At 49.3% G+C, this 21366-nt stretch carries 15 protein-coding genes and 1 pseudogene; 14 read left to right on the top strand and 2 right to left on the bottom strand.

Features of this window, described 5'->3' with window-relative positions; all coding sequences use genetic code 11:
* Positions 1 to 448: 448 nt before the first annotated feature.
* A complete protein-coding gene (locus BLR25_RS05280) occupies positions 449 to 2287 on the bottom strand; it encodes a DEAD/DEAH box helicase (protein ID WP_091934834.1) in 1839 nt (612 codons plus the stop codon).
* A gap of 675 nt (positions 2288 to 2962) precedes the next feature.
* Here BLR25_RS05280 and BLR25_RS05275 point away from each other — a divergent pair.
* Positions 2963 to 3535, top strand: a complete 573-nt coding sequence (locus tag BLR25_RS05275; protein ID WP_176785754.1) for a hypothetical protein — start codon at positions 2963 to 2965, stop codon at positions 3533 to 3535.
* 243 nt (positions 3536 to 3778) lie between these two features.
* Here the strand turns inward: BLR25_RS05275 and BLR25_RS21615 are convergent.
* Positions 3779 to 3889: pseudogene (locus BLR25_RS21615) on the bottom strand (transposase); the annotation flags it as partial.
* A gap of 554 nt (positions 3890 to 4443) precedes the next feature.
* On the opposite strand from BLR25_RS21615, the gene BLR25_RS05265 reads away from it, so the two are divergent.
* From BLR25_RS05265 to BLR25_RS05205, 13 genes are all read left to right on the top strand, one after another.
* Positions 4444 to 5469, top strand: a complete 1026-nt coding sequence (locus tag BLR25_RS05265) for a DctP family TRAP transporter solute-binding subunit (protein WP_091934822.1) — start codon at positions 4444 to 4446, stop codon at positions 5467 to 5469.
* 89 nt (positions 5470 to 5558) lie between these two features.
* On the top strand, positions 5559 to 6128 hold the full coding sequence (locus BLR25_RS21910; RefSeq protein WP_425438679.1) for a TRAP transporter small permease: 570 nt from the start codon (positions 5559 to 5561) through the stop codon (positions 6126 to 6128).
* Between the two features lie 9 nt (positions 6129 to 6137).
* Entirely contained in the window at positions 6138 to 7415 is a 1278-nt protein-coding gene (locus BLR25_RS05255; protein WP_091934814.1) for a TRAP transporter large permease, read from the top strand.
* A 49-nt stretch (positions 7416 to 7464) separates the two neighbouring features.
* Positions 7465 to 8514 (top strand): class II fructose-bisphosphate aldolase, encoded by a 1050-nt coding sequence (gene fba / locus BLR25_RS05250; RefSeq protein ID WP_091934810.1) that lies wholly within the window; start codon positions 7465 to 7467, stop codon positions 8512 to 8514.
* 589 nt (positions 8515 to 9103) lie between these two features.
* Positions 9104 to 11023: a sigma-54 interaction domain-containing protein gene (locus tag BLR25_RS05245; RefSeq protein WP_091934807.1), complete on the top strand. Its 1920-nt coding sequence runs from the start codon at positions 9104 to 9106 to the stop codon at positions 11021 to 11023.
* A 342-nt stretch (positions 11024 to 11365) separates the two neighbouring features.
* Positions 11366 to 12619 (top strand): four-carbon acid sugar kinase family protein, encoded by a 1254-nt coding sequence (locus BLR25_RS05240; RefSeq protein ID WP_176785753.1) that lies wholly within the window; start codon positions 11366 to 11368, stop codon positions 12617 to 12619.
* A 27-nt stretch (positions 12620 to 12646) separates the two neighbouring features.
* Positions 12647 to 13465: a transketolase gene (locus tag BLR25_RS05235; RefSeq protein WP_091934800.1), complete on the top strand. Its 819-nt coding sequence runs from the start codon at positions 12647 to 12649 to the stop codon at positions 13463 to 13465.
* Between the two features lie 170 nt (positions 13466 to 13635).
* On the top strand, positions 13636 to 14595 hold the full coding sequence (locus BLR25_RS05230) for a transketolase family protein (RefSeq protein ID WP_091934797.1): 960 nt from the start codon (positions 13636 to 13638) through the stop codon (positions 14593 to 14595).
* Positions 14555 to 15655: an alcohol dehydrogenase catalytic domain-containing protein gene (locus BLR25_RS05225; RefSeq protein WP_218122638.1), complete on the top strand. Its 1101-nt coding sequence runs from the start codon at positions 14555 to 14557 to the stop codon at positions 15653 to 15655. Before BLR25_RS05230 ends, BLR25_RS05225 begins: the two co-directional genes overlap by 41 nt.
* Positions 15656 to 15786: 131 nt before the next feature.
* The gene (locus BLR25_RS05220) at positions 15787 to 16416 is read left to right on the top strand and encodes a histidine phosphatase family protein (protein WP_091934790.1); all 630 of its coding nucleotides are present in this window, start codon (positions 15787 to 15789) and stop codon (positions 16414 to 16416) included.
* A gap of 247 nt (positions 16417 to 16663) precedes the next feature.
* Positions 16664 to 17050, top strand: coding sequence for a transposase (locus BLR25_RS21905; RefSeq protein WP_091934787.1), 387 nt, complete (start codon positions 16664 to 16666; stop codon positions 17048 to 17050).
* Between the two features lie 2197 nt (positions 17051 to 19247).
* Positions 19248 to 20120: a hypothetical protein gene (locus BLR25_RS05210; protein WP_091934784.1), complete on the top strand. Its 873-nt coding sequence runs from the start codon at positions 19248 to 19250 to the stop codon at positions 20118 to 20120.
* On the top strand, positions 20117 to 21325 hold the full coding sequence (locus tag BLR25_RS05205) for a DUF4407 domain-containing protein (RefSeq protein WP_091934781.1): 1209 nt from the start codon (positions 20117 to 20119) through the stop codon (positions 21323 to 21325). Before BLR25_RS05210 ends, BLR25_RS05205 begins: the two co-directional genes overlap by 4 nt.
* Positions 21326 to 21366 lie beyond the last annotated feature (41 nt).

The raw sequence follows: 21366 nt of genomic DNA, 5'->3' as shown, positions 1-21366 counted from the left end.
CCCGACATTCGTTTCATTCCATTCCCAATCACGTCTCAGAAGCACTGCATTACAGCAGTGCTGAACTGCGCTCAAATAGCTGAATCAAAAACCCAGCTGCTTTTACTATCCCATACTTGGGATAACGGCGCAACTGTTTTTTGTTTTGTAACTATATGATTAATTGACAAACTTTGTGAATATGGTATGCCGCTGATCAACTCTTGTGCGCCGAGCTCGTCTTGGATGACTGCTTTGAATATTCCACTATCGGCCGTTTGGTGACACAGGTAACTATCGGGCGATTGCAACTGGACATGTCACGTACCTGTCGTTATCAAGCGCTGTCGTCGCGTGAATGATGTTGAGGCGCTCAATTTTTGAGCAACAAGAGAAATGTCTTTGGATGAGCGCATTTGGCGGTGTTTGTCCCGGGTTGTCCACAGGCTTGCCCACTGATTCTGTGAGCTCAGCTCTTGCTCTGTGTCTTTAAATGCTCGATTTTTTGAGTGAACGGACTGTCGCTGTGATAAGTGACCAACAGTCGTTCCGTTGAGCGCGTTAGCGCAACATAGAGCAGACGCGCCTCTTCATGAGCAGGGACCTTGGCATAAGGCATGCATCCCAGGTCGGGGATCACCACACTATTGAATTCCAGTCCTTTGCTCGAATGCATCGTCAGTAGGCGGATGGCATCGGCTCGAGAGGCAAGGTCCGGGGGCTCGATCGGAATGTCCATTTTTGCGAGGGCTAGGTGCAGACGCTCGAGCTGTGTTTTGAAGCGTGCGATGATGGCCATGTCCCTGAATGGAATTCCGTCATTCGCCCGTTTCTTCAGCCAGGCGGCGATATGATCCACTTCTTGGGCCGCGCCCTGGAGGCGGCGGATCTCCGGCATTTGCCCATTGCGACCACCAAACTCAGGGTGAATAAAAGGAATTTCTTCGGTACCACTGTTCTCGTCTATGTATTCCGAAAGGAATTGATACGAGAAATTCAGAGCCTCGACGGTGTTTCGGTAGTTGACCTTGAGGATCGTGCTGCGTCCTTTGGCTTCGATGCCGAGGCTGGCCCAGGACGTCGTGCGTCGCTTGTTTTTCCCGTAAATGTTCTGTGCATCGTCGTAGAGCAGCAGAAGCGAATTGGTTTCAGGGTCAATCATCTGCACCAATAGCTTGAACCATTCCGGTTCAAAATCGTGGCCTTCGTCGATCAGCACTGCGGCATACTGGGCGCGAGGTAACCGGCCTTTTTCTGCACCGGTGATGACGGCTTCGACCTGTTTTTCGTAGACCGGGCGGTTGTCTTTCGCGAGGTCGAGTTGATACAGCGTGCACATGTCTCTGCACCATCCGTGAAAATGACGGACATGCACGCTATCGCCAGCCCCCTTTTCGGTCAGCATTTCCCGGAGTTTTGCTGCCAGCGTCTTGTTAAAGCAGAGTACCAAAATCGGCTTGGACAGATTCTGTTTGTTCAAATGAAGGCAGCGATAGGCCAATAGCAGCGTCTTGCCGGAACCGGCGACGCCATGGATGATTCGGTGTCCTTCCCCTAAGTTGCGGGCGACTTTCTCCTGCTCCAGATCCATGATCTTGACTACGTCAGGAAGTACCTTGGCGATTGACTGACTCGGGTCAGGCGCTTCGGCGGTGGCGGGGTCGAATAGATGACCTTGCTCAATACGGATTTCAGGGAACAGATGCCAGCGGACGCGATCGACGCGTGCCAGGGATAAAACCCGGCCAAAGTTGTACTGGAACATGCCCCACAAGCGTTGTTGGATTGCCTCGGCCTCGACCGTCTCAGTCATTTCATCCTGGCAAATGACGCGATCACCGGGAATCGCTTGGTCGAGCTGTGCTGCTTCGAATTGCTTGCGGGTGATGTTGGTGAGGACGGCTCCGAAGCCCCAGGGCAAGAGCAGATGGCCGTGATAGCGACCGGATTCCTGTTGGACGAGCAGCGGGTCGCGCTCCAACAATTCCTTAATGGAAATGGCGTAGGAACGTGCTTGCTCGAGCGGGTTGGCGACCGTAGTTAAACCGCGATCCGTGAGTAGTTGCGCAGAAAAACGATCCATGCCCTGGATCGTCGGCAACTTCCAGTCTTTGACCTCTAGCGCTAGAATGCCGCGTCCGGGGTGGAGGACGACGAAATCTGGGCGAAACTGCTTGGGGCCAACCGGGACATTGATCCAAACGTGGTAATCGTCTTCCAACTTGCGCATCAGGCAGGTGCCGAAGCGCCGTTCACCTGGGGTGAGCCTCAGACTTCTTGAGCTGAGTGCTGGAAGAAATATGGCCATTAACGTGAGGTGGGTTCCGACTGAACCCAAGAAACGGCGTGAATAATTTTATCAGCATATTACGCCGTGCTTGAACATAGGAGAAGCGGGCCATGTATCCGTAGCTATGATCGGGGCTACGGCGTCGGGGGTATTGCGCCACTATGGCCTAAAAAAACATGGGTTGTTTGCTACACCGCTACTAGATGAAGAGATCTCCCCCTGATTCTGGATCCATCCGAGAAGATCAAGGCAACGACGACTATCCAAAGGGGGGGGGGTATGCTTAGCCAGAACAAAAATACCTCTACGATCCTTTCCGTCGGGGGGGATTGCGGCCCATTGCGGCCAACGATTTGGTCGTCAACACGTTCGGCACCGATTCCGCGAAGATCAAAGCGGTGCTGACGGCGACGTCCGTGGATGGCGTCGATATCTTGACAAGGTCATTGACGACAAACCCCCTCTGAATGCATCAGTCAAGTTTTCTGGAGTCCCGCCACGGTCGAATAAGTGTTTTTTTCGGGCTAAGCGCGACGATAATAAGAACGTAATATTTTGTTGCTATTGTCGTCCGTCCGCTATTTGCTCTCGTATGCTTGTCGATTCGTGATGGTTGAGCCATTCGATTTCGTTTTTCGCTGGCGCCCCCGGAAAAAATTCTGCCGTCCGCTCGCGTTGGACGGATGGACCGGCATGCTTATCCTTTCGATCGGCATCGCCGTAGTGTTTTTCGCCTTCGTCTGGGGGTTGGTGAAAAGTACCACCCAACGCGAGGAGGAGATCGCCCTGCAAGCGGCGATCCGTCGCAATATCAACATCTCGACCATTGCCAAAGCAGACCTTGAGCAGGTGATCGGCAAGACTACGGCATTTTCCAATCTCGCCATTGCCTTGCTTAACGGCAATCGATCCGTCGCCGGCTATCTCAATCCGACAGCAAACGGCGATCAGGAATACCTACGAATTGTCGTGCTGGACCAGTCGGGAAAACTAATCCATTCATCCGCGCGCCAGGTGACCGAGGTGATGGCAGAGGCGCTCACCAAGGAAATTGTGCAGGCGTTCCGTACGGATCCGGAATCCAGGGATATTCTCGTTGGCCGCCCTGACCGCAACGATTCGTGGCGTGTCCCGTTGCTCCTCAAACTGCCCGGACAAGGCGAAAGGCAAGATATCTCGTGGCAATTTTGGACCTGGGATACTTCCTCCGGCTATTTAAGGACATCGACATTGGCAATGACGGCCGTATCGAAATCATCGGGATAGATGGATTTCAGTTCGCCGAGTTGCGCAGGGGGACGCTGTCATCCGGACGGAGTTATCACGATAGCGATTATCAGGAACGGATTCTGCGACACCCGATCAGCTTTGGTACCGTAAAGCGTCCAGGCGATGATGGCGAAAGTATCTACGCAGCATATCGGCTTGAAAATTTTCCTTTGATCATCGCGACCACCGTCAGTGTCAGCGAAGTGCTCGTCGCTCCTAAGGAAAGGCAAAAATACGTCGTGAGGATTCGGACACGCGCATCTTGCGGCACATCTCGGCGACAGCTGTTCCAAGTTCGGCCGGTTTGAGCGCAAAGGCAATTTGCTCTTCCGTGTGTCTCGATCTCTTCATGACAAATCTCCTGCCCGTTAGGGCTTCAAATTTGCCAGAAATCTCTACTTCTCGCCGCTTCGGTTTTCCGGGAGGACGTTACAACTGATTCGGATAGCACGTGACTGTTGCCGAGCGGAATTTCAAAATGAATTGTAGAATGCAATATGAAATAACATAAAAATGTGTTACTTAACAGACGGTTGGGTGAATTTCTGCGAGCCTCCTAAGTTTTATATTTCATATTGCAATCTTTGTCTTGTGTGAGGAGGTGTAGGAGTCCAACCTAGGAGAGAAACGGGGGCGACGAACTGAGTGCCGTCTGCTCAACCAGGCTAATTAAGTGCCGTTTTTCTAAAATAATTCGGAAAAAATACACCTTCAATGCGCAATGACTGGGCTTTGGCATGCCAGTTGCTTATGCTAAGCGTCGTAGATCTGCGTGCAAAGTTGAATAATCAAAAACCACAACAAGAGCGATCGAACGACGCTCTAATACTATGGAATATTTACCTATCATCCATGGCGCTTTAGGGTCTTACTAGTGTCATATATTAATTTCAGGAGATGTTGCTATGAATTTGATTTCAAGTCTCTCTAAGTGTTTGTTCGCTTTATCCACCTTTGCGCTGGTAAACGTCAGTCATGCCGACATTCGCCCACACACATTCAAATTTGCACATGTTTTATCGAAAGCTAGTCACTATGAAGCCGGCGCGCAGAAGTTTGCTGAAATTCTTGCAAAAAAAAGCAACAATAAGTTAATCATCAAGACTTATCCCGATGGAACACTGGGCGGAGAGGTGCAGGTAATCCAAGCTCTTCGGAGCGGAACAGTGGATATTACGACCTGCAATCCGGGGATGTTAATTGGACTTAATAAGAATTTTGGCGTATTTGATATGCCATTCATGTTTAATGACCATTCCGAAGCAGATGCTATCCTCGATGGGCGCATTGGCAAGAGCTTGCTTGATAACCCGCCTCCGGGGTTGGTTGGACTTGCTTATTGGGATCACGGATTCAGGAATGTCTCAAACAGCAAACGTCCTATCGTGAAAATGGAGGACATTGACGGTTTGAAAATTCGTGTTTCGCAGTCGCCGATGATCATTGAAACAATCCGTGGCCTTAATGCGAACCCACTTCCGATGCCATTTACGGAGCTCTACACCGCGCTCGAGACAAAGGCAGTTGATGGACAAGAAAATCCTAATGGTATTTTCGAGTTTAACAAACTATACGAAGTTCAGAAATATCTATCTTTGACCCAGCACCAATACAACCCGCTTATCGTTCTTTTTAGCAAGAAGATTTGGGATGAATTGAATTCGGACGAGCAGAAATTGGTTCGAGAGGCTGCTGCTGAAACGGTTAGTTATCAGCGGAAGTTCTTGCGTGATATGAATTCGAACGCGTTAGTGAGTCTGAAGGAAAAGGGAACGATTATTAATGATGTATCCGCGCAAGAAAAGGAAAGAATGCGTAACAAGCTTCGCCCTGTTTCCGAACGGCTCGCCAAGGAACAAGTGAACGAGGCTATTGTTAAAGACGTAATGGCCGAGCTTGAAAAGATTAGGCAAACGAAAACCAGCAACTAACTGCTGCTGAATCGAGCACGGGCGGATGTGCATTGGTTTTCCGCCTGTGCTGCAGATTTAAACATTTACCCCTATAGAAGTTTGTTCATATGAGCCGGAGTTCTTGGCTCAGGGGAAGTCTTTGTCTAAACGAGTCATATTCGAGGGTCGCGATGAAGTTTATCAATAAATTTATAAGGACTATTGAGTGGGGCCTAGTATGTATGTTCGGTCTAATGGCCATTCTCGTATTCGGTAACGTGGTCCTAAGATACGGATTTAATTCAGGAATTGTATTTGCCGAAGAGATATCAAGATTTTTGTTTATGTGGCTAACGCTTATTGGAGCGATGGTCGTCATGAAGGATCACGCGCACTTGGGTATGAGTAGCGTTGTTAGTATGTTCGGGGAGAGAGGCCAAAGGGTGTGCAGGTTCGCAGCTGATTCGCTATCGTTGGCTTGCTGCCTTTTGCTAACAGATGGAGCATATAAACAAGTTGTCATTGCTATGGATGACCACGCCCCGGTCACGGGTATTCCGATGGGGTATGTTCAGCTATGCCTATTAATTTCCTGTGTCGGCATTTGCATTGTTATTGGGTACTCGTTATTCAGACAGCTCAGCGGAAAAATGCCTGCAAATGAACTGATTCCATTTAGTGGATCCTGTGGGGAATAGGGAATATATATGACAATCGCAACATTTTTGTTCGCGCTGCTTGGCGCTATGGCGTTGGGGGCACCAATTGCACTCTCTCTGCTAATTTGCGGAGTGGCAATGATGGTGCAGATGCAGAACTTCGATACTCAAATCGTCGCACAAAATCTTATCGAAGGCGCAAATAACTATCCGCTAATGGCCGTTCCATTTTTCATGCTCACCGGCGAGTTAATGAACGCTGGTGGGCTGTCCAAGAGGATCGTAGATGTTGCGGACTCGCTGGTTGGCCACATGCGAGGAGGTCTCGGTTACGTCGCAATTATCACCGCAGCGGTAGTCGCTAGCATTTCTGGCTCTGCTGTTGCCGACACCGCTGCTGTTGCCGCCCTGCTTATCCCGATGATGAGAAGCGGTGGTTATAACGTCCCCAGATCTGCAGGACTTATCGCTGCCGCCGGTTGTATAGCGCCTGTTGTGCCGCCGTCGATACCGATGGTTGTCTTTGGGGTTACTACTCAGCTATCGATTACTAAACTGTTTATGGCCGGTGTGTTTCCTGGAATTATGATGGCCGTCGCTCTTGCAACAACATGGTGGATCGTCGCGGGAAAACAACCGCGCAAGAATCATGGCAATTTCTCTTTTGCTCGATTCGTTGGGACTGTCAAAGAAGGTGTGTGGGCTTTGGCTTTGCCGATTGTAATTATCGGCGGAATGAAAATGGGTGTATTTACCCCAACGGAGGCCGCTGCGGTTGCGGTCTTTTATTCGCTATTGGCCGGTCTTGTGATTTACCGTGGGCTTAAGATTCGTGACATTCCGCATATTATGTTGGCGGCATTAAAGACGTCCAGCACAATAATGTTCCTGGTTGCTGCGGCGATGGTTTCGGCATGGCTAATTTCGGTTGCCGATATTCCTGGCCAAACTGTTGCGCTCCTCGAGCCATTTATCGGCAACAAGATTTTACTGGTGTTTGTCATCATGGTCCTGGTCATCATTGTTGGAACTGCGTTGGACCTAATGCCCACAGTTCTAATTCTTGGGCCGATTTTGGTCCCGGTAGTGAAACAGGCGGGAATTGATCCCTACTATTTTGGGGTTTTGTTTCTAATGAACAATGCTATCGGTCTTTTAACACCTCCGGTTGGAACGGTACTAAATGTTGTGGCTGGTGTTTCCAAAGAGAATTTGGACTCGGTAATTAAAGGGGTGTGGCCATTCTTGTTTGCAGAAACAGCGCTGATGTTCTTGCTCGTTCTCTTTCCGTCCTTGGTAACTGTGCCGATGAAATGGCTCATGTGAGCTCTAAAATATTTCCATAATCATCCAAATTTATGTAAAAGGATTTTCGATGTCTCTTGCTTCATTACGCCAGTTGCTAGATCACGCTGCAGAATATGGTTATGGGCTACCGGCCTTTAACGTCAATAATATGGAACAGGTCTGTGCAATCATGGAAGCGGCGGCAGAAGTTGATGCCCCTGTGATCATGCAAGCGTCGGCCGGAGCTCGCAAATATGCGGGAGAGCCATTTCTACGCCACCAAATTTTCGCGGCTATCGAAGCTTATCCCAATGTCCCGATTGTCATGCATCAGGATCATGGGCAGTCGGTTAGTGTTTGCATGCAAGCCATACGCTCAGGATTCTCTTCAGTTATGATGGATGGATCTCTTGAAGCCGATGGTAAGACGGTAGCATCATACGAATATAATGTGGCTACAACCGAAAAGGTGGTTGAGTTGTCGCATGCGATCGGTGTGTCAGTGGAAGCGGAATTGGGCGTTCTTGGGTCGTTGGAGACAATGAAGGGCGACAAAGAAGACGGCCATGGCGCGGACGGTACGATGACCCGCGAGCAATTGCTTACAGATGTGGACCAGGCCGCCGATTTCGTGCAAAGGACCAAATGCGATGCCTTGGCTATCGCTATTGGTACTAGCCATGGCGCCTACAAATTCTCGAAGAAGCCCAGCGGTGACATATTGGCAATAGACCGCATTGCCGAAATTCACGCACGAATTCCAAATACTCACCTTGTTATGCACGGTTCTTCATCAGTGCCGCAGGAGTTGCTTGCCGAAATTCGCGAGTTTGGCGGCGACATGAAGGAAGCCTATGGAGTGCCAGTCGAAGAGATTGTTCGTGGCATCAGTCACGGGGTTCGTAAGATCAACATTGATACTGACATTCGTCTAGCAATGACCGCTGCTATTCGTCGTTATTTCATTGAAAATCCTACAAAATTCGATCCGCGTGATTACCTTAAACCAGCAAAGGAAGGTGCCAAAAAGGTCGTACGCGCGCGTCTTGAGGCATTCGGTGCCGCTGGTCAAGCTTCAAGAATCAGGGTTGTTTTCCTCGATCAAATGGCTGAGCGATATCGGACGAATCAACTGTAGGGAATTTCCCCCCGCTGGTTTTCACCTACTTAGCCAGCGGACTTTTACCGCATCGTCTACCAACCCAGGAAGGTGCGGCTTTTTACACCCCGCGCTCCGAAGACTTGCTGGAATGATTCAATGTATTAAGTATCGGAAGCGATTAATTTCCTCGCCCTCTCAGGGTAAGGCTCCGTTAAGGAAGGCTCCGTTAAGGAGCCTTTTTTTTTGGCGGAAATGTCGAGATTCAGAGCGCCGATGACCTCCGTAGTAGGGGGGCTATTACACCCCTCCGTAATTGAGGGGGGAGATGGGTGCCGACAAAATCCAGCATAACGTTAAGAATGATTGCAGAATAGAATGTATCCTGCATTTTGAAATGTTAGGCACCAAAAATGCTTGTAGAAGGCCATCTGTTGGAATGAAGGGCGTCACAAGCGCATGCGCGGCAATTTAAGGGTGCGAGGCTTGATGCTCCAAATGCACGACAGTGGGAGATCTGCACATGCAGTAGATAGGTTGGGTTGTTGCGAACTCAAGGTTCCGTACGACGGAGATTGTTCCGCACATAGCAATCTGTGAGGCTCGCCGAGCCTAGGAGTGGTGGTTGATGAATAAACAGATAACAGACGTTTCCGCAGAAACTTTTGCATACATCGCGCCGAATCGCGACTGTGCTGCTATGGCGGCACAGGTCATTAGCGAAATATCAGAGTCGGTGCACATTGCCATTTCAGATCAGGCTCAAGCGCTAGGGATTGCGCGTTCAATAGCTGACAACGGGATTTCGGGAATAATTTGTTCAGCTTCAGCAGAGCAAATTATTCGTGCCGTTGTTGATGTGCCGATACAGCCTATTCAGCCGAGTACGGCCGATATCGTACGCCTAATATCTAAGATGATGGATGATGATCAAATCATCAGAATTAAACGTGGGAGTGGATTCACGTTGTCGATTGGCGTTAACGAGACTTTACCGCTTAGAGAGTTTGAATGGATTGAAAATTTCTTTGGGATACATCTAATAAGGGTAAATCAATATTTCGACAAGGCAAAGACGCCTTTGAATGCCTTAATCGTAAATGCTGACGATATTTCTGATGATGATGTGAAGATGCAATATTGTGAGAACGTATGGTATGCAAACCCTGGTGCTGAAACGTTGGTATGGGCTCTGAAAAATCTGAAGTCGCTTGTTACGGAGCGCACTAAAGGGGCTTCGAGCGGCTATAGACTAAGAGCTGCAATGCAGTTTATGCAGGAAGGAATTGTTGTATTTAATCACCATAGCGAAGTCGAATATGTTAATCATGCCGCAGAGAGAATTCTTGGAGAAGAGTTCAAAAATATGGTGTCTGGTAACGGTCAGAATTACGCAATACCAATATCTGACGCTCTGAATTTTGGCCATACCCGAACAGGGCAGATTGAGCACCCCCGCTACAGCCACTGTTGGTACCGAGTTGCACCGATGATCATCGCCAATGAACGAATCGGCGCGATGCTCACAATATTCGATACAAGGCTATTGCCAGGAAAAATTGATAAGACCGCAAACATTAAAAAAAGTGGATTTACGGCCAGGTATTACTTTTCTGATTATCTAACAGAAAATGACCAAATGAAGACTGTGTTGGATGCTGCTAAGCGTTATGCAGCGGCCGACTCTCCGTTGCTTATTACAGGGGAGACAGGGACTGGAAAGGAAATTATTGCACAAAGCGTGCATAACCATAGCGTCCGAGCTATAGGTCCTTTTGTGGCAGTAAATTTCGCGGCTCTCGCGGAGAGCCTTCTTGAGAGTGAACTGTTTGGATATGAGGCTGGCTCATTTACTGGAGCCAAGAAAGAAGGAAAGCCTGGTCTGTTTGAGCAGGCCGAAGGTGGGACGATATTTCTCGATGAAATCGGCGAGGTTCCTCTTGGGATGCAAGCCCGGTTGCTTCGGGTTGTGCAAGAGCGCGTCGTGATGAGAGTAGGTGGGACAAGAGTCATTCCGATTAACGTCCGTCTTATCGCTGCCACCCATCGTGACTTGCCGGATCTGATTGAGAAAGGTCTGTTTCGGCGTGACTTATATCACCGCCTTAATGTGCTTCAACTTCGTCTTCTTCCTTTGGCGCAAAGAAGTTGTGACTTGCCTCTTCTGATCAAAAGGCTTAACGAAAAAATCAGTTCTAAGGCTGGCCGAGATCAGCTCGTTCTCTCGGAGGATGCTATGAGCTTGCTAGCAAAATATTCATGGCCAGGAAATGTGCGGGAACTTGAAAATCTATTGGAGCGCTTGCTGATTTTGAAGTCAGGTGAGATCGCGCGAGCCGAGGATGTTTCGAGTGCGTTAGATATGAATAACGTGAATGCCTTGGCCAACCAGTGGAGACCTCAAGGAATGACTCTAGAACAAATTGAGGTGGAAGCAATCAGGCAGGCGCTGGCCCGATATGGAAATCAAGAAGATGCCGCTCGTTCCCTTGGAATTAGCACTACAACCATTTGGCGAAAGCTTAAAAATTGCAAAATGAACGAGTGAATGCATTTTGCAAGCTAATTAAGTTGTTGATTTTACGTAACGCCAAACTATTTATATATTACGTCTTGCATTTTGCAATTATTGCGCACGGTGTGAGAGTCCTGGATGAAATCTGACTGGCACACGGCGTAGTAGGTGAAAGGCGAATAATACGAAAATGGTGTGGATCTCGTGAAGCCATAGCTAAAAAAATCGCCGCAGATTCGTGAAGATTCATAACGTTCATGACAAAGGATCGTAGGTGCACCTCGGATAGGCGAAGTTTTAGGATTTTCCCTGCCTATACTTCATGCTAAACGGTTTTGGCACACCCCTTGCTTAAGTACCCACATGAGGAAAATCATGCGAAAAAAAGTTGGAGTCATAGCTGATAACTTAACCGGCGCTAATGATAGCGGCGTTCAGTTTAAAAAGTATGGCCTTAATACTCGGGTGATTCTCCCATCAATTCCAGAAAATATATCAGAACATATCGCTGATACAGACATCGTAGTAGTGAGTACCGAAACGAGACGTATGTCTCCGGAAGAGTCCTACGCGAGAGTATATGAAATAGCGAAGCAACTATTGAATCTTAAATTCGATCACTACTACAAAAAGGTCGATTCAACACTTCGCGGACGGGTCGCGGAAGAGATTGAAGCTGCTATGGATGCGCTAGCAATGTCTGTGGCAGTCGTGGTTCCTTCGTTCCCAGAATCCGGTAGATTAGTGCGTAACGGCTATTTGGAAATTTTGCAAGACATAGACGAAGGCGTTTCTTACCCTGTCTGCTATGTGCCATCGGTTATCCAAGGGAAATCGAATAGTCCCGTTGCAATCCTTACGCTGGATGATGTTCACAATGGCCCACTTGCCTTGGGTAAGTGCATCAAGCAGCTAGCCCGGGGTGGCATCAAAAAAATCGTGATCGACGCTGTTAGCGATAAAGACCTATATATTATTGCTCTATCTCTAGCAAGTCTCCGTATTCCCTACTTAGCCGTTGGCTCAGCCGGATTGGCATCGCACCTTCCAATTGCATGGAATCTTGTTCAGGGTACATCAGCGGCAAATCGGCGAGTGGTTGTGTTGGTCGGAACCTCTAATAAGGTCAGTGCGGACCAGGTGAAGAATCTGTGCAGATCTTCGCAAACGGTTCTGGTTCCATTAGATACGCATGGGATATACAACGGTGATTGCACAAAAATCACGGATGAAGCTGTAGAAACTGCTGGGCGAATACTTGCCGGAGAAAAAATTCCGGTAATCGTATTGGACAGCTTGATGGCTGGGTGGAGTGATGCTATCGGCATTACTGAGCGAATAACCAATTTCTCATCAACAGTTTCTGACATTTTTGCCAATATATCTAAAGCGCTAATAGATAAATTCGGCGCTAATACCTTATTTATTGTTGGGGGCGGAACTGCAACCGATGTCTGTCATCGATTAGCAGTTTCGGCAATTGACATTGATCGTGAGTTAGAACCCGGAATCCCACTAGGTGCATTGATTGGTGGCCCGTACGAAGGACTCCGAATTATCACGAAAGGCGGAGGGATTGGACATGCGGATACTTTGACCGAAGTATTAAATCACGTGAGTCCACCATAGCAAGTTTACATAGACAGGAGATTCAGAATGACTGGTGAAGACCAAGCTCTTAAAGCCGTAGCGCAAAATGTTCGTCGTAACATTATTGAAATGACATCGAAGGGGGGCGGGCCTGGTCATCCGGGGCCGGCGCTTTCATGCGCAGACATCGTTACAGCCCTCTACTACAAAGTCATGCGCATTAAACCGGAAGAACCCAATTGGGCAGACCGGGATCGGCTGATTCTGTCGAAGGGGCACGCTTGCCCAGTCATTTATGCCGTACTTGCTGAAAAAGGATATTTCCCTAAGGACTGGATTTATTCATTCAGAAAATTGGGCGGGAAGCTTCAAGGGCATCCGGATATGAACAAAATTCCAGGTGTCGACATGACATCAGGATCTCTTGGTCATGGCTTGTCAGCAGGGCTCGGTATGGCGATTGCGTTAAAACTTCGTAAATCGCCAGCAAAGGTTTATGTGATTATCGGTGATGGGGAATCTCAGGAAGGAATGATTTGGGAGGCCGCAATGTCAGCTCCCAAACTCGGGGCGGATAATCTGATTGCAATCATTGACTATAACCATTTTCAAAGCGGCGGAGTGACTGACAATATTTTGTCACTTGAACCCATCGTTGATAAATGGAAGGCCTTCAACTGGAACGTTGTTGAAGCTAACGGGCACAATATTGAAGAAATCGTCAATAAGCTCGAAATTGCCAAGATGAATACCGGGCGTCCCACCGTGCTCATTGCGCACTCAACTAAGGGTAAAGGCGTGAGTTACATGGAGAACAATAACGCTTGGCACCAAAAAGTTCCATCTGCGGAAGAGTACTCGATTGCATGTAAAGAGTTGGTTTGATTGCATATTGCGTTCAATGCGCTAGCACTTCTCCTGGTTAATAAACATTAAAGTTTCGTAATTGCTCTGTGGAACGTCACGCTTTGTTGTCGAATATGACATAGGCATATTTCCGGCTGCAATCGGCAGTGTTTTTCCAACATGGTTAATATTGAAAATGGGAAAATAAAATGACTATTTTAGATAAGTTGTCAACTCGTGATGCGTTTGGTGAGGCTTTACTTCGAGTCGCGGATGCTCGGCAAAATGTACTTGCTTTCGCCGCGGATACGGCCAAATCAATGGGGCTTGGCCCTATGGCTGCAAAATATCCAGATCGGGTTATAGATGTCGGAATTGCCGAAACCAACATGATGACTGCAGCGGCAGGCGCTGCATCCGTTGGCAATTTGGTCTTCGCAGCAACATATTCGGTGTTTAGTTCAATGAGAACAGCTGAAGAAGTAAGGACATTTATCGCATACCCGAATTTGAACGTTAAGGTTGTTGGCGGTATGGGGGGGCTCGCTGGTACGTACGAAGGCGTTACACACCAGGCAACAGAGGATATCGGAATGATGAGATGTATACCGAATCTAGCTGTAGTTGTTCCGGCGGACGCATCCTCAACGGAAGTAATCACTGAGAAACTAGCTGAATTTCCGGGGCCTGTATATCTCAGATTGGGACGATATGCTGTGCCGAAGGTCTTTGACGATAATTACAAGTTCGTTCTTGGCAAGGCTAACGTGATCAAGGACAGTGGAAGTGATGCAACAATCATTTGCAATGGTGTAATGGTTGGGCGTGCGTTACAAGCCGAAAAACTAATTGCAGAGAAAGGGTACTCAGTTCGAATTGTTGAAATGGCTACTGTGAAGCCGATTGATAAGGAAGAAATTGTTAAGTCCGCGATGCTTACCGGATGTGTTGTCACAGCCGAAGAACACAATGTGATTGGCGGACTTGGAGCCGCGGTTGCAGAAGTCATTGCGACTCTATGTCCTGTTCCAATGAAAATCGTTGGCATAAACGATACATTCGGGGAATCGGGTCATCATGAAGAGTTGTTAGACAAATACGGTCTTTCGGTGGGGGACATTGTTGAAAATGTCCTGGAAGTTATTAAATCGAAAAAATGCACCAAATAAAGATGAGGGCAAATATATGTATGCGCTTATAAAAGAAACCAAGGCATTTGGTGCGGAGTATCGTGAGGTTGAAGAGAAGAGTTTAGCAGCCGGTGAGATAAGAATTGCTGTTGAAGCAGCAGCAATCTGTGGAACTGATATTCACTACTATAAGTGGGATCAGGCCGCAGAAAATTTTGCCAGTGCATTTAACGTTGAACTACCGCTAATTTTGGGTCACGAATTTGCCGGGTCTATCGTAGAGGTTGGGCCGGGTGTTGAGGACAAAAAGGTTGGTGATAGAGTCGCGATCGAAACACACATTCCATGTGGCAAATGCTATCAATGTCAGAATGGCGATGCGCATAACTGTAACAGTACCGGGATATATGGCACGACCTGCGATGGTGCTTTCGCTGATTTTGCAATAGCTCCAGCTTCTGTCGCATTCAAGCTGCCGCCGAGTATCGAGACGGCTGAGGGCGCACTGTTCGAGCCTGCAGGAGTCGCAATGAGAGGTATCGATGAAGCCAACATCAAGCCAGGCGAGACGGTACTTATATACGGTTGTGGTCCGATCGCTATATTTGCAATTCAAATGGCCAGAGTCTGTGGCGCTGGCACTGTCATCGCAGTCGATATCAATGGGTATCGGGTGGACATGGCTAGAAAATTTGGCGCAGTCGGGATTAATTCTACGAAGGACGATGTTTATTCAGAAGTAATGAGGATCGCCGCAGCTCGCGGCGGTGTTGATGTCGTTCTGGAACTTACTGGATCTCCTGCAGTGTACAAGACGGTCTTCGATCTAATCAGAAGGGAAGGCCGACTAGTCACAATTGGACATCCTCCCGGTGAGGTGCCAATTAATTTTACGAAAAACGTTAATCTAAAAGGACTAAGCGTTAAGGGGATTTTCGGGCGTCGTATTTGGAATACTTGGTGGCAACTCTCCGGACTTGTGGCTGGGAAAAAGCTCGATCTCATGTCAGTGGTTACGCACCGATATAAGTATGAGCAACACCAAGAGGCCTTCGACATGACGGCGGGTAATGCTGGGAAAATATTGTTTATGAAATGATCGCCGCTACGAATCGAACAATATTTAATCTATATGCGTAACGACCGCCCCTGCGATGCAGCTGTTGCTTAACAGGGGCGAAGTTACATTTGTTCAACGGACCCCCGCTAGATTATCGCTGAAGTACGCTTATGCAGACCAATAGCACGCAGATTATATTTATTCGTCACGGTGAAACAGAATGGAACTTGCTAGGAAAGTACCAGGGGCAGTCAGATGTGCATTTGAATGCCCGCGGTCTGAGTCAAAGCAGATTGCTTGCAACCAAATTTGACAATTGCTTATCGATTTCCAAAGTCTATTCGAGTGATTTGACTCGAGCCGTACAGACAGCGACTCCGCTTTCCGAGGTGCTATGTCTTCCGATTTTTCAGATGGAAACGCTTCGCGAACGAAATTTCGGGCGCTGTGAAGGGCTAACAATCGAGGAAATTGCACGGAAATATCCGGAAGACGCTCAGGCTCTGGTTAATGGCATTACTGACTACGTAATTCCGGGGGGGGAGAGTCTTAAGGGATTCAGCAAACGAGTTATAACCTATATCACATCGCTTGTGTCAGATCATCCCAATGAGACTTTGGTTGTGGTCACGCATGGTGGTGTATTGGATATGCTGCTATGCCGAATCACTGGTGCTGATATTAGGTCACCAATGAATACAACTGTGAATAATTCGGGGATGTGCAGTGTTTTTTTTACATGTCATGAATGGGCGGTTGAATATTGGAATTCGACGCCGCATTTGTGTGTCGGTAATTAGTTTTAATATCAACTTGAAATATATCCTCGCTGTAAGCGCTATGCGAGATTATTCATGTTCTGCTGATCTTATTAGACCAAGGTGAGTAATAATTAAATAGATAAATTCCTCGTGAAAGCATGGAAAATGTTCTGTTTGTGCTGAGGTTGCGACATTTTTATAACGCTGATCCGTTTTTGGAATTTGATTTTCTTTATGTGGTATTTTTTTCGGCCGATGTATTCCCTGACTCTTTGTTGCCAAAAAAATGAAAATTTCCCTATTGAGCGATGACCTATGGGCGCAAATTGTCCCACTGCTACCACCCCCCAGACCTAGGCGTACCAGATATCCCGGACGCAAGCCTCTAGACGATAGATCCGCGTTAAACGGGATTCTTTATGTTCTCACCGCTGATATTCATTGGGAAGCGCTTCCCGACGAAATAGGATGCGGGTCCGGCCTTAATTGCCTACGTCGTTTGAAAACATGGCAGCAATTCGGTGTCTGGAATAAAGTGCGCACGATTCTGGTATCTGACATCCCAGCAACTAGCACTTTGGATTGGTCGCGTTGTAATAATGCATCAGTAACTTTAATTACGATTTGGAGACAGAAGCGAGAGTCGGCAAAAATTGGCTCCCCACACGGGTAAGCTGGCTTCCCCGGCGATACCGGAATCATCTCCCTGAAATGGGTATTTGATTCCCTGTTATCGCAAAATAAGTTCCCTGTTCAATTTTCGGCACTATTTTGTGAGACGAAGAACAAATGCGGTGCTTTCGGGGTGTTAGAGGCGGAATACAGTATTAAGAACTAGGTACACGCAGTTATTCCCTGTATTTTTCCCTGTTCCAGGGAATATTCGGTAGAGACGAGTTCGCTGCTGACTCGCTGCTCCGCCAGATAATTTCATGAAACCCGCATGCCTAAAGGCTTTGCGGGTTTTTTGTTTTTGAATGACCGTGTCAGCCCACCACGCAGCCCACCACGGCGGAAGCTGCTGCATGGGATTTTTGGTTGTTGTGTCAAATGGCCTTGCCTCTTTGAACGGTGGCGCAAGTAACAACTTTGAAGCGGCGAGTGATCAGTAATTGCTGCAAACCATTCCTTTCCTACAAACAGATAAACGTCAGAGCATCCTGCACGACGCGGTCGCGCCCGGTTGAGGACGTGCCTGCGTGCGCAGGCGCGGGCGATTTACCGGGGCAAGGCTTACGTCGAGCGTTACGCCGACGAAAGCCTTGATCGTGCCGGATCACCAAGCTGCGGCAGCGGCGCAGGCGGCAAGGCGGTTGGTCTGGGCTTTTTCGTTCGGCGCGTCAGCGCCGCTCGATTGGGACTCCCGGTCATTTTCAGAACCCGAATCCGAACAGCACCCCGTATTTTGTGGCGAGGGGGTGGGTGTACCGCGACAGAATGCGAAAGCTGTTTCCCGACTTGGGACTCCTGCTCTGTTTATCTGTTAAATCCGGATGGGGTGGGGTGTTCGCAGTCTGGTGGACCGCTCTATATATTCAAAAATTTTTATCAAAACCTCGTGATTATAATGAAATTGTTATATGCCGGCTAAATAATATTCATTAGAGCTTAATTCTAGAACCAACTGTCCGTATCGGATGAATTCTGTGCAGGCGTGCCGACTGAAATTTGGTCAGGGGCGAAAGCTGGTTTTCGCATAGCCAGGCGAAGATCTGTGTAGCGCAGTGGCTTTGTTGCACAAATCGGTAGCAGGTTTACCCCACTTCCCCAGACGGAATTATGCTGCGGGAACCGTGATGTGAGTCCCGAGATGGGTAAATTGATTGAGTAGTGCAGCTCCGACCTGCAGCTCGGCAACCCGGCGTTCAACGTCACGAGACATGATGCGTTCGTCCCGCAGTTTCAAACATCGAATTTTCGTTTCGCTCAGGCTGTGCCGGTGATAACCGCTCCAATTTTTTTCATATCATTCGAATCTGTTCCGGCGTCCAACGCTTTTCTGCCATTGCCTTATCCTTGCCAGTTGATATCAAAGAGTCTTCACATCATCTGACACAGGAACACCCAGGCAGGTCACATATGCCCTCCATTCGCCTTTATTTAGACCACAATATCAAATTATTCGGAGGTACGAGAGTAATTAGCCCTACTAGAAAGAAGAATGCGGCGTGGCTGCGTTGTTCTTGTTGTTTATGTTGTTCCCCTTCGCTGTGCTCAAGACACGGCACTCAATTTGGCGGAATGCTCGCATCATGAGCGTTGTACCGCTATCTGAGATTGACCCGATGGATGGTCAGTCTCATTTTCTTTGTTGTTTCCTTGGCTTCCAGCCTTGTCAACGGCAAAGCGTTTCTTCCTCGATGCGTCATTCATGAAGCCCTGTCGCTTTACTCCAATCTCAGACGCAAAATCCCCACTGTGCTGCTGCTTCCATCTCTACCCGCGTAGAGCTTATGTCGGTCGCCATTTCTGCTTCATCTCCTGAACCGATACGCCCAAAGAGTTGCTCTTCGGAGCGTTATCAGAATCCTCAATGTCGAGGTCCTTTTAAGGAGAAAACCATGGCTGCATACAAAAAGTGTCCGACTTGCAAGAATCATGAACGTGGCACCACGATTTATCGCTGCAACCACTGCGGTGCGATGTGGTGTTTAAAGGTTGGATTCATCTTCGATAGCGGTTGCGGCGCCGGCATGAATCGCTGTTCTCGCTGCGGGCGCGAGAAGACGCCTTCATTTTTTGGAAGGGGCAGTTTTCGGGAAATCGGGTGCGTCGGCTAGCGTTAGTGGTGCCATTTCGATTTGCCGATAGCATGACTTTATTCTCAGCACACCCCCAGAGATTTACCCAATACTCATAGGACTACCGTCATGATCTCTGCGGCCACCTTCGAAGAATTGGCGGGCTACGCGGCGCGAGGCCGAATCGGTGCCACGGTCACCTTGCGCTGCGACAATCTTCATCCGGAGGCCGGTTCGACCGTCGTCATCGATTGGTCAAGCGACGAAGCAGGACGAATGATGATCGGCAGTCGTGGTCCGTTTTCTGTACCCACACGTGGTCGTCATCGTGTTAATGTCGACGCGGAACCGGTATTGATCCACCTGATTTGTGGCAGAGAGTCGGCGGAAATGCTGATTCGGCCACAGATCTTCGTTCCGACCGCCTGTTTGCACGTACCGGCCAGGATGGTATTCGGCGTGCCTGCTCGCATTCGCTGGCAAAGCGATGCGGAATCCTGTGTCCTGCGCCTGATCGACCAGGAAGGAACTCAAGAAATCGATGCCACCGCATCGGGTTGCCTTGATGTTACTCCACGATACCTCGGAGCCCTCTCGGTCGAGCTTGCGGCCATCGGACGGCACGCTCATCTGTCGGCCACGCTCGGAACCGACAAACAAACCAGGACGATCGAAGTCGTCGCGCCGCCAGTATCCATGTTCTTGGACGCACGCGAGAAATGCGCATTCGTCGGTGAAGAGATCGAGTTCGCCTGGACCATCAGCGGCGCACATTCCGTTCGCGTCGAGGCCCCTGATCGCGGTGAGGCCTATACGGCAAGTTTGATCGGTCGTTTGCTCGTCGAGGTCGGCTACAGACCGGAACGATTTCGTGTCGTTGCCGTGGGATTCGACGGAGCTGAGTACGCGGAAGAGTGTCGCGTCGTTCCGAGGCTACCGGAAATCGAAACGGTTTCATTCAACCTCGACATTCTCAACCACCCTTTGGAGATGAGACTATGACCACCGAACAACGGGCCAACAAGCTGCTGTACGTCGCATGCTGCGTTGCGCGGGCCGATTACGACTTGGCGAACCAGTCGAATCGATTCGATCGCAACACGATCATCGCCAATGCTTTGATGCTCTTGGCCTTGGCGATTCTGGCGACGGTGGCGTGGTCCGCTTTCTTTGCGTCATTCCTGCCCATCTTTGCTGCCGTACCCTTGGGCGTGTTGATTGGCGCGTTCATCTTCATTTTCGACCAAGCGATCTCGGCGTCCGATTGGGGGCTGGTCGGCGTGCTTGATACGGCGGACGGCGTTCGTGACAACCAGTACTGGTTCAAGGCCGTGTTCCGTGTTGTTGTCTCCGTGGTGTTGTCTCAGGCGACGGCAACAGGAGTCTTGCTGTGGCTCTACGGCCATGCGATCGACGCACACCTGCAGCTGGATCGAAGCAACAAGAATGCTCCGCTGGAAGCGGAGTACGCTCATCGCAAGAGCGAGTTCAAGTCGCGCCTAATAGATCCCCTGACGATCGAGATCGGCGCGAGACAATCGGAGCGCGCAGCCTTGCAACGTCAGGTTGAGGAAACGCTCGCCGAGCGAAGCACGGCCAATCGTCGTGCGGCTCAGGCGCGGGTAGAAGCCGGACGCCAGTCCGATGGCGGGCTCAAGGGCTATGTTCGCGGCGAAGGGCCTAAGTACCGCGAGGCCCACCGCCAAGAGATCGAGGCCGCAAAAGCCGCCGAGATAGCTTCCGCCGACGTGCAAGCCTGGCAGGCACGCATGAGTGCTCTCGAACAGGAGATCGCCCGGCTGACGGGCGCTCTGGACCAGAAGCAGTCCGAGTTCCGCACGTTCGTCTTGGAAACCGATGCACAAAAGCGGCTGGACACGCGCTGGGCTCCCGAGCGCAATGACCCGTTGATGCGCATCATGGCTCTTCAGGATGTCTTCAACGATCCCACATACGGTAAAACGGCAAATCAATTCCGCTGGCTGACGGTCGTCTCTTTGTTAGTCTTGGAACTTGGTTTCTTGATCATCAAGATCGCCTTCTCCCCCCCCTCTGTCTACACTGTGCGCCTGATTGCCAGGACGAAGTATGAAGCCGCGACGGTACAAGCCGAGTACGCACGCCAGCTCGAAGCCCTTTACCGCTCGCAGCCGAGAGGCGGCCTGCGCGTTGTCGGCGGCCGTCAAGACGATGGGGGGGCGAAATGAACACGCCGGCCAATCACAATGCGCGAACCGCGTTTGCGGAT

This window comes from Propionivibrio dicarboxylicus (assembly GCF_900099695.1).
Lineage (GTDB): Bacteria > Pseudomonadota > Gammaproteobacteria > Burkholderiales > Rhodocyclaceae > Propionivibrio > Propionivibrio dicarboxylicus.
Note: the sequence above shows the minus strand (reverse complement) of the source record. Positions and strands in the feature narration are given on the sequence as shown.

Coding starts and splice junctions, on each gene's coding strand:
- BLR25_RS05280 (WP_091934834.1), bottom strand. CDS start 2,287: ATGGCCATATTTCTTCCAGCACTCAGCTCAAGAAGTCTGAGGCTCACC.
- BLR25_RS05275 (WP_176785754.1), top strand. CDS start 2,963: ATGCTTATCCTTTCGATCGGCATCGCCGTAGTGTTTTTCGCCTTCGTC.
- BLR25_RS05265 (WP_091934822.1), top strand. CDS start 4,444: ATGAATTTGATTTCAAGTCTCTCTAAGTGTTTGTTCGCTTTATCCACC.
- BLR25_RS21910 (WP_425438679.1), top strand. CDS start 5,559: ATGAGCCGGAGTTCTTGGCTCAGGGGAAGTCTTTGTCTAAACGAGTCA.
- BLR25_RS05255 (WP_091934814.1), top strand. CDS start 6,138: ATGACAATCGCAACATTTTTGTTCGCGCTGCTTGGCGCTATGGCGTTG.
- fba (WP_091934810.1), top strand. CDS start 7,465: ATGTCTCTTGCTTCATTACGCCAGTTGCTAGATCACGCTGCAGAATAT.
- BLR25_RS05245 (WP_091934807.1), top strand. CDS start 9,104: ATGAATAAACAGATAACAGACGTTTCCGCAGAAACTTTTGCATACATC.
- BLR25_RS05240 (WP_176785753.1), top strand. CDS start 11,366: ATGCGAAAAAAAGTTGGAGTCATAGCTGATAACTTAACCGGCGCTAAT.
- BLR25_RS05235 (WP_091934800.1), top strand. CDS start 12,647: ATGACTGGTGAAGACCAAGCTCTTAAAGCCGTAGCGCAAAATGTTCGT.
- BLR25_RS05230 (WP_091934797.1), top strand. CDS start 13,636: ATGACTATTTTAGATAAGTTGTCAACTCGTGATGCGTTTGGTGAGGCT.
- BLR25_RS05225 (WP_218122638.1), top strand. CDS start 14,555: ATGTCCTGGAAGTTATTAAATCGAAAAAATGCACCAAATAAAGATGAG.
- BLR25_RS05220 (WP_091934790.1), top strand. CDS start 15,787: ATGCAGACCAATAGCACGCAGATTATATTTATTCGTCACGGTGAAACA.
- BLR25_RS21905 (WP_091934787.1), top strand. CDS start 16,664: ATGAAAATTTCCCTATTGAGCGATGACCTATGGGCGCAAATTGTCCCA.
- BLR25_RS05210 (WP_091934784.1), top strand. CDS start 19,248: ATGATCTCTGCGGCCACCTTCGAAGAATTGGCGGGCTACGCGGCGCGA.
- BLR25_RS05205 (WP_091934781.1), top strand. CDS start 20,117: ATGACCACCGAACAACGGGCCAACAAGCTGCTGTACGTCGCATGCTGC.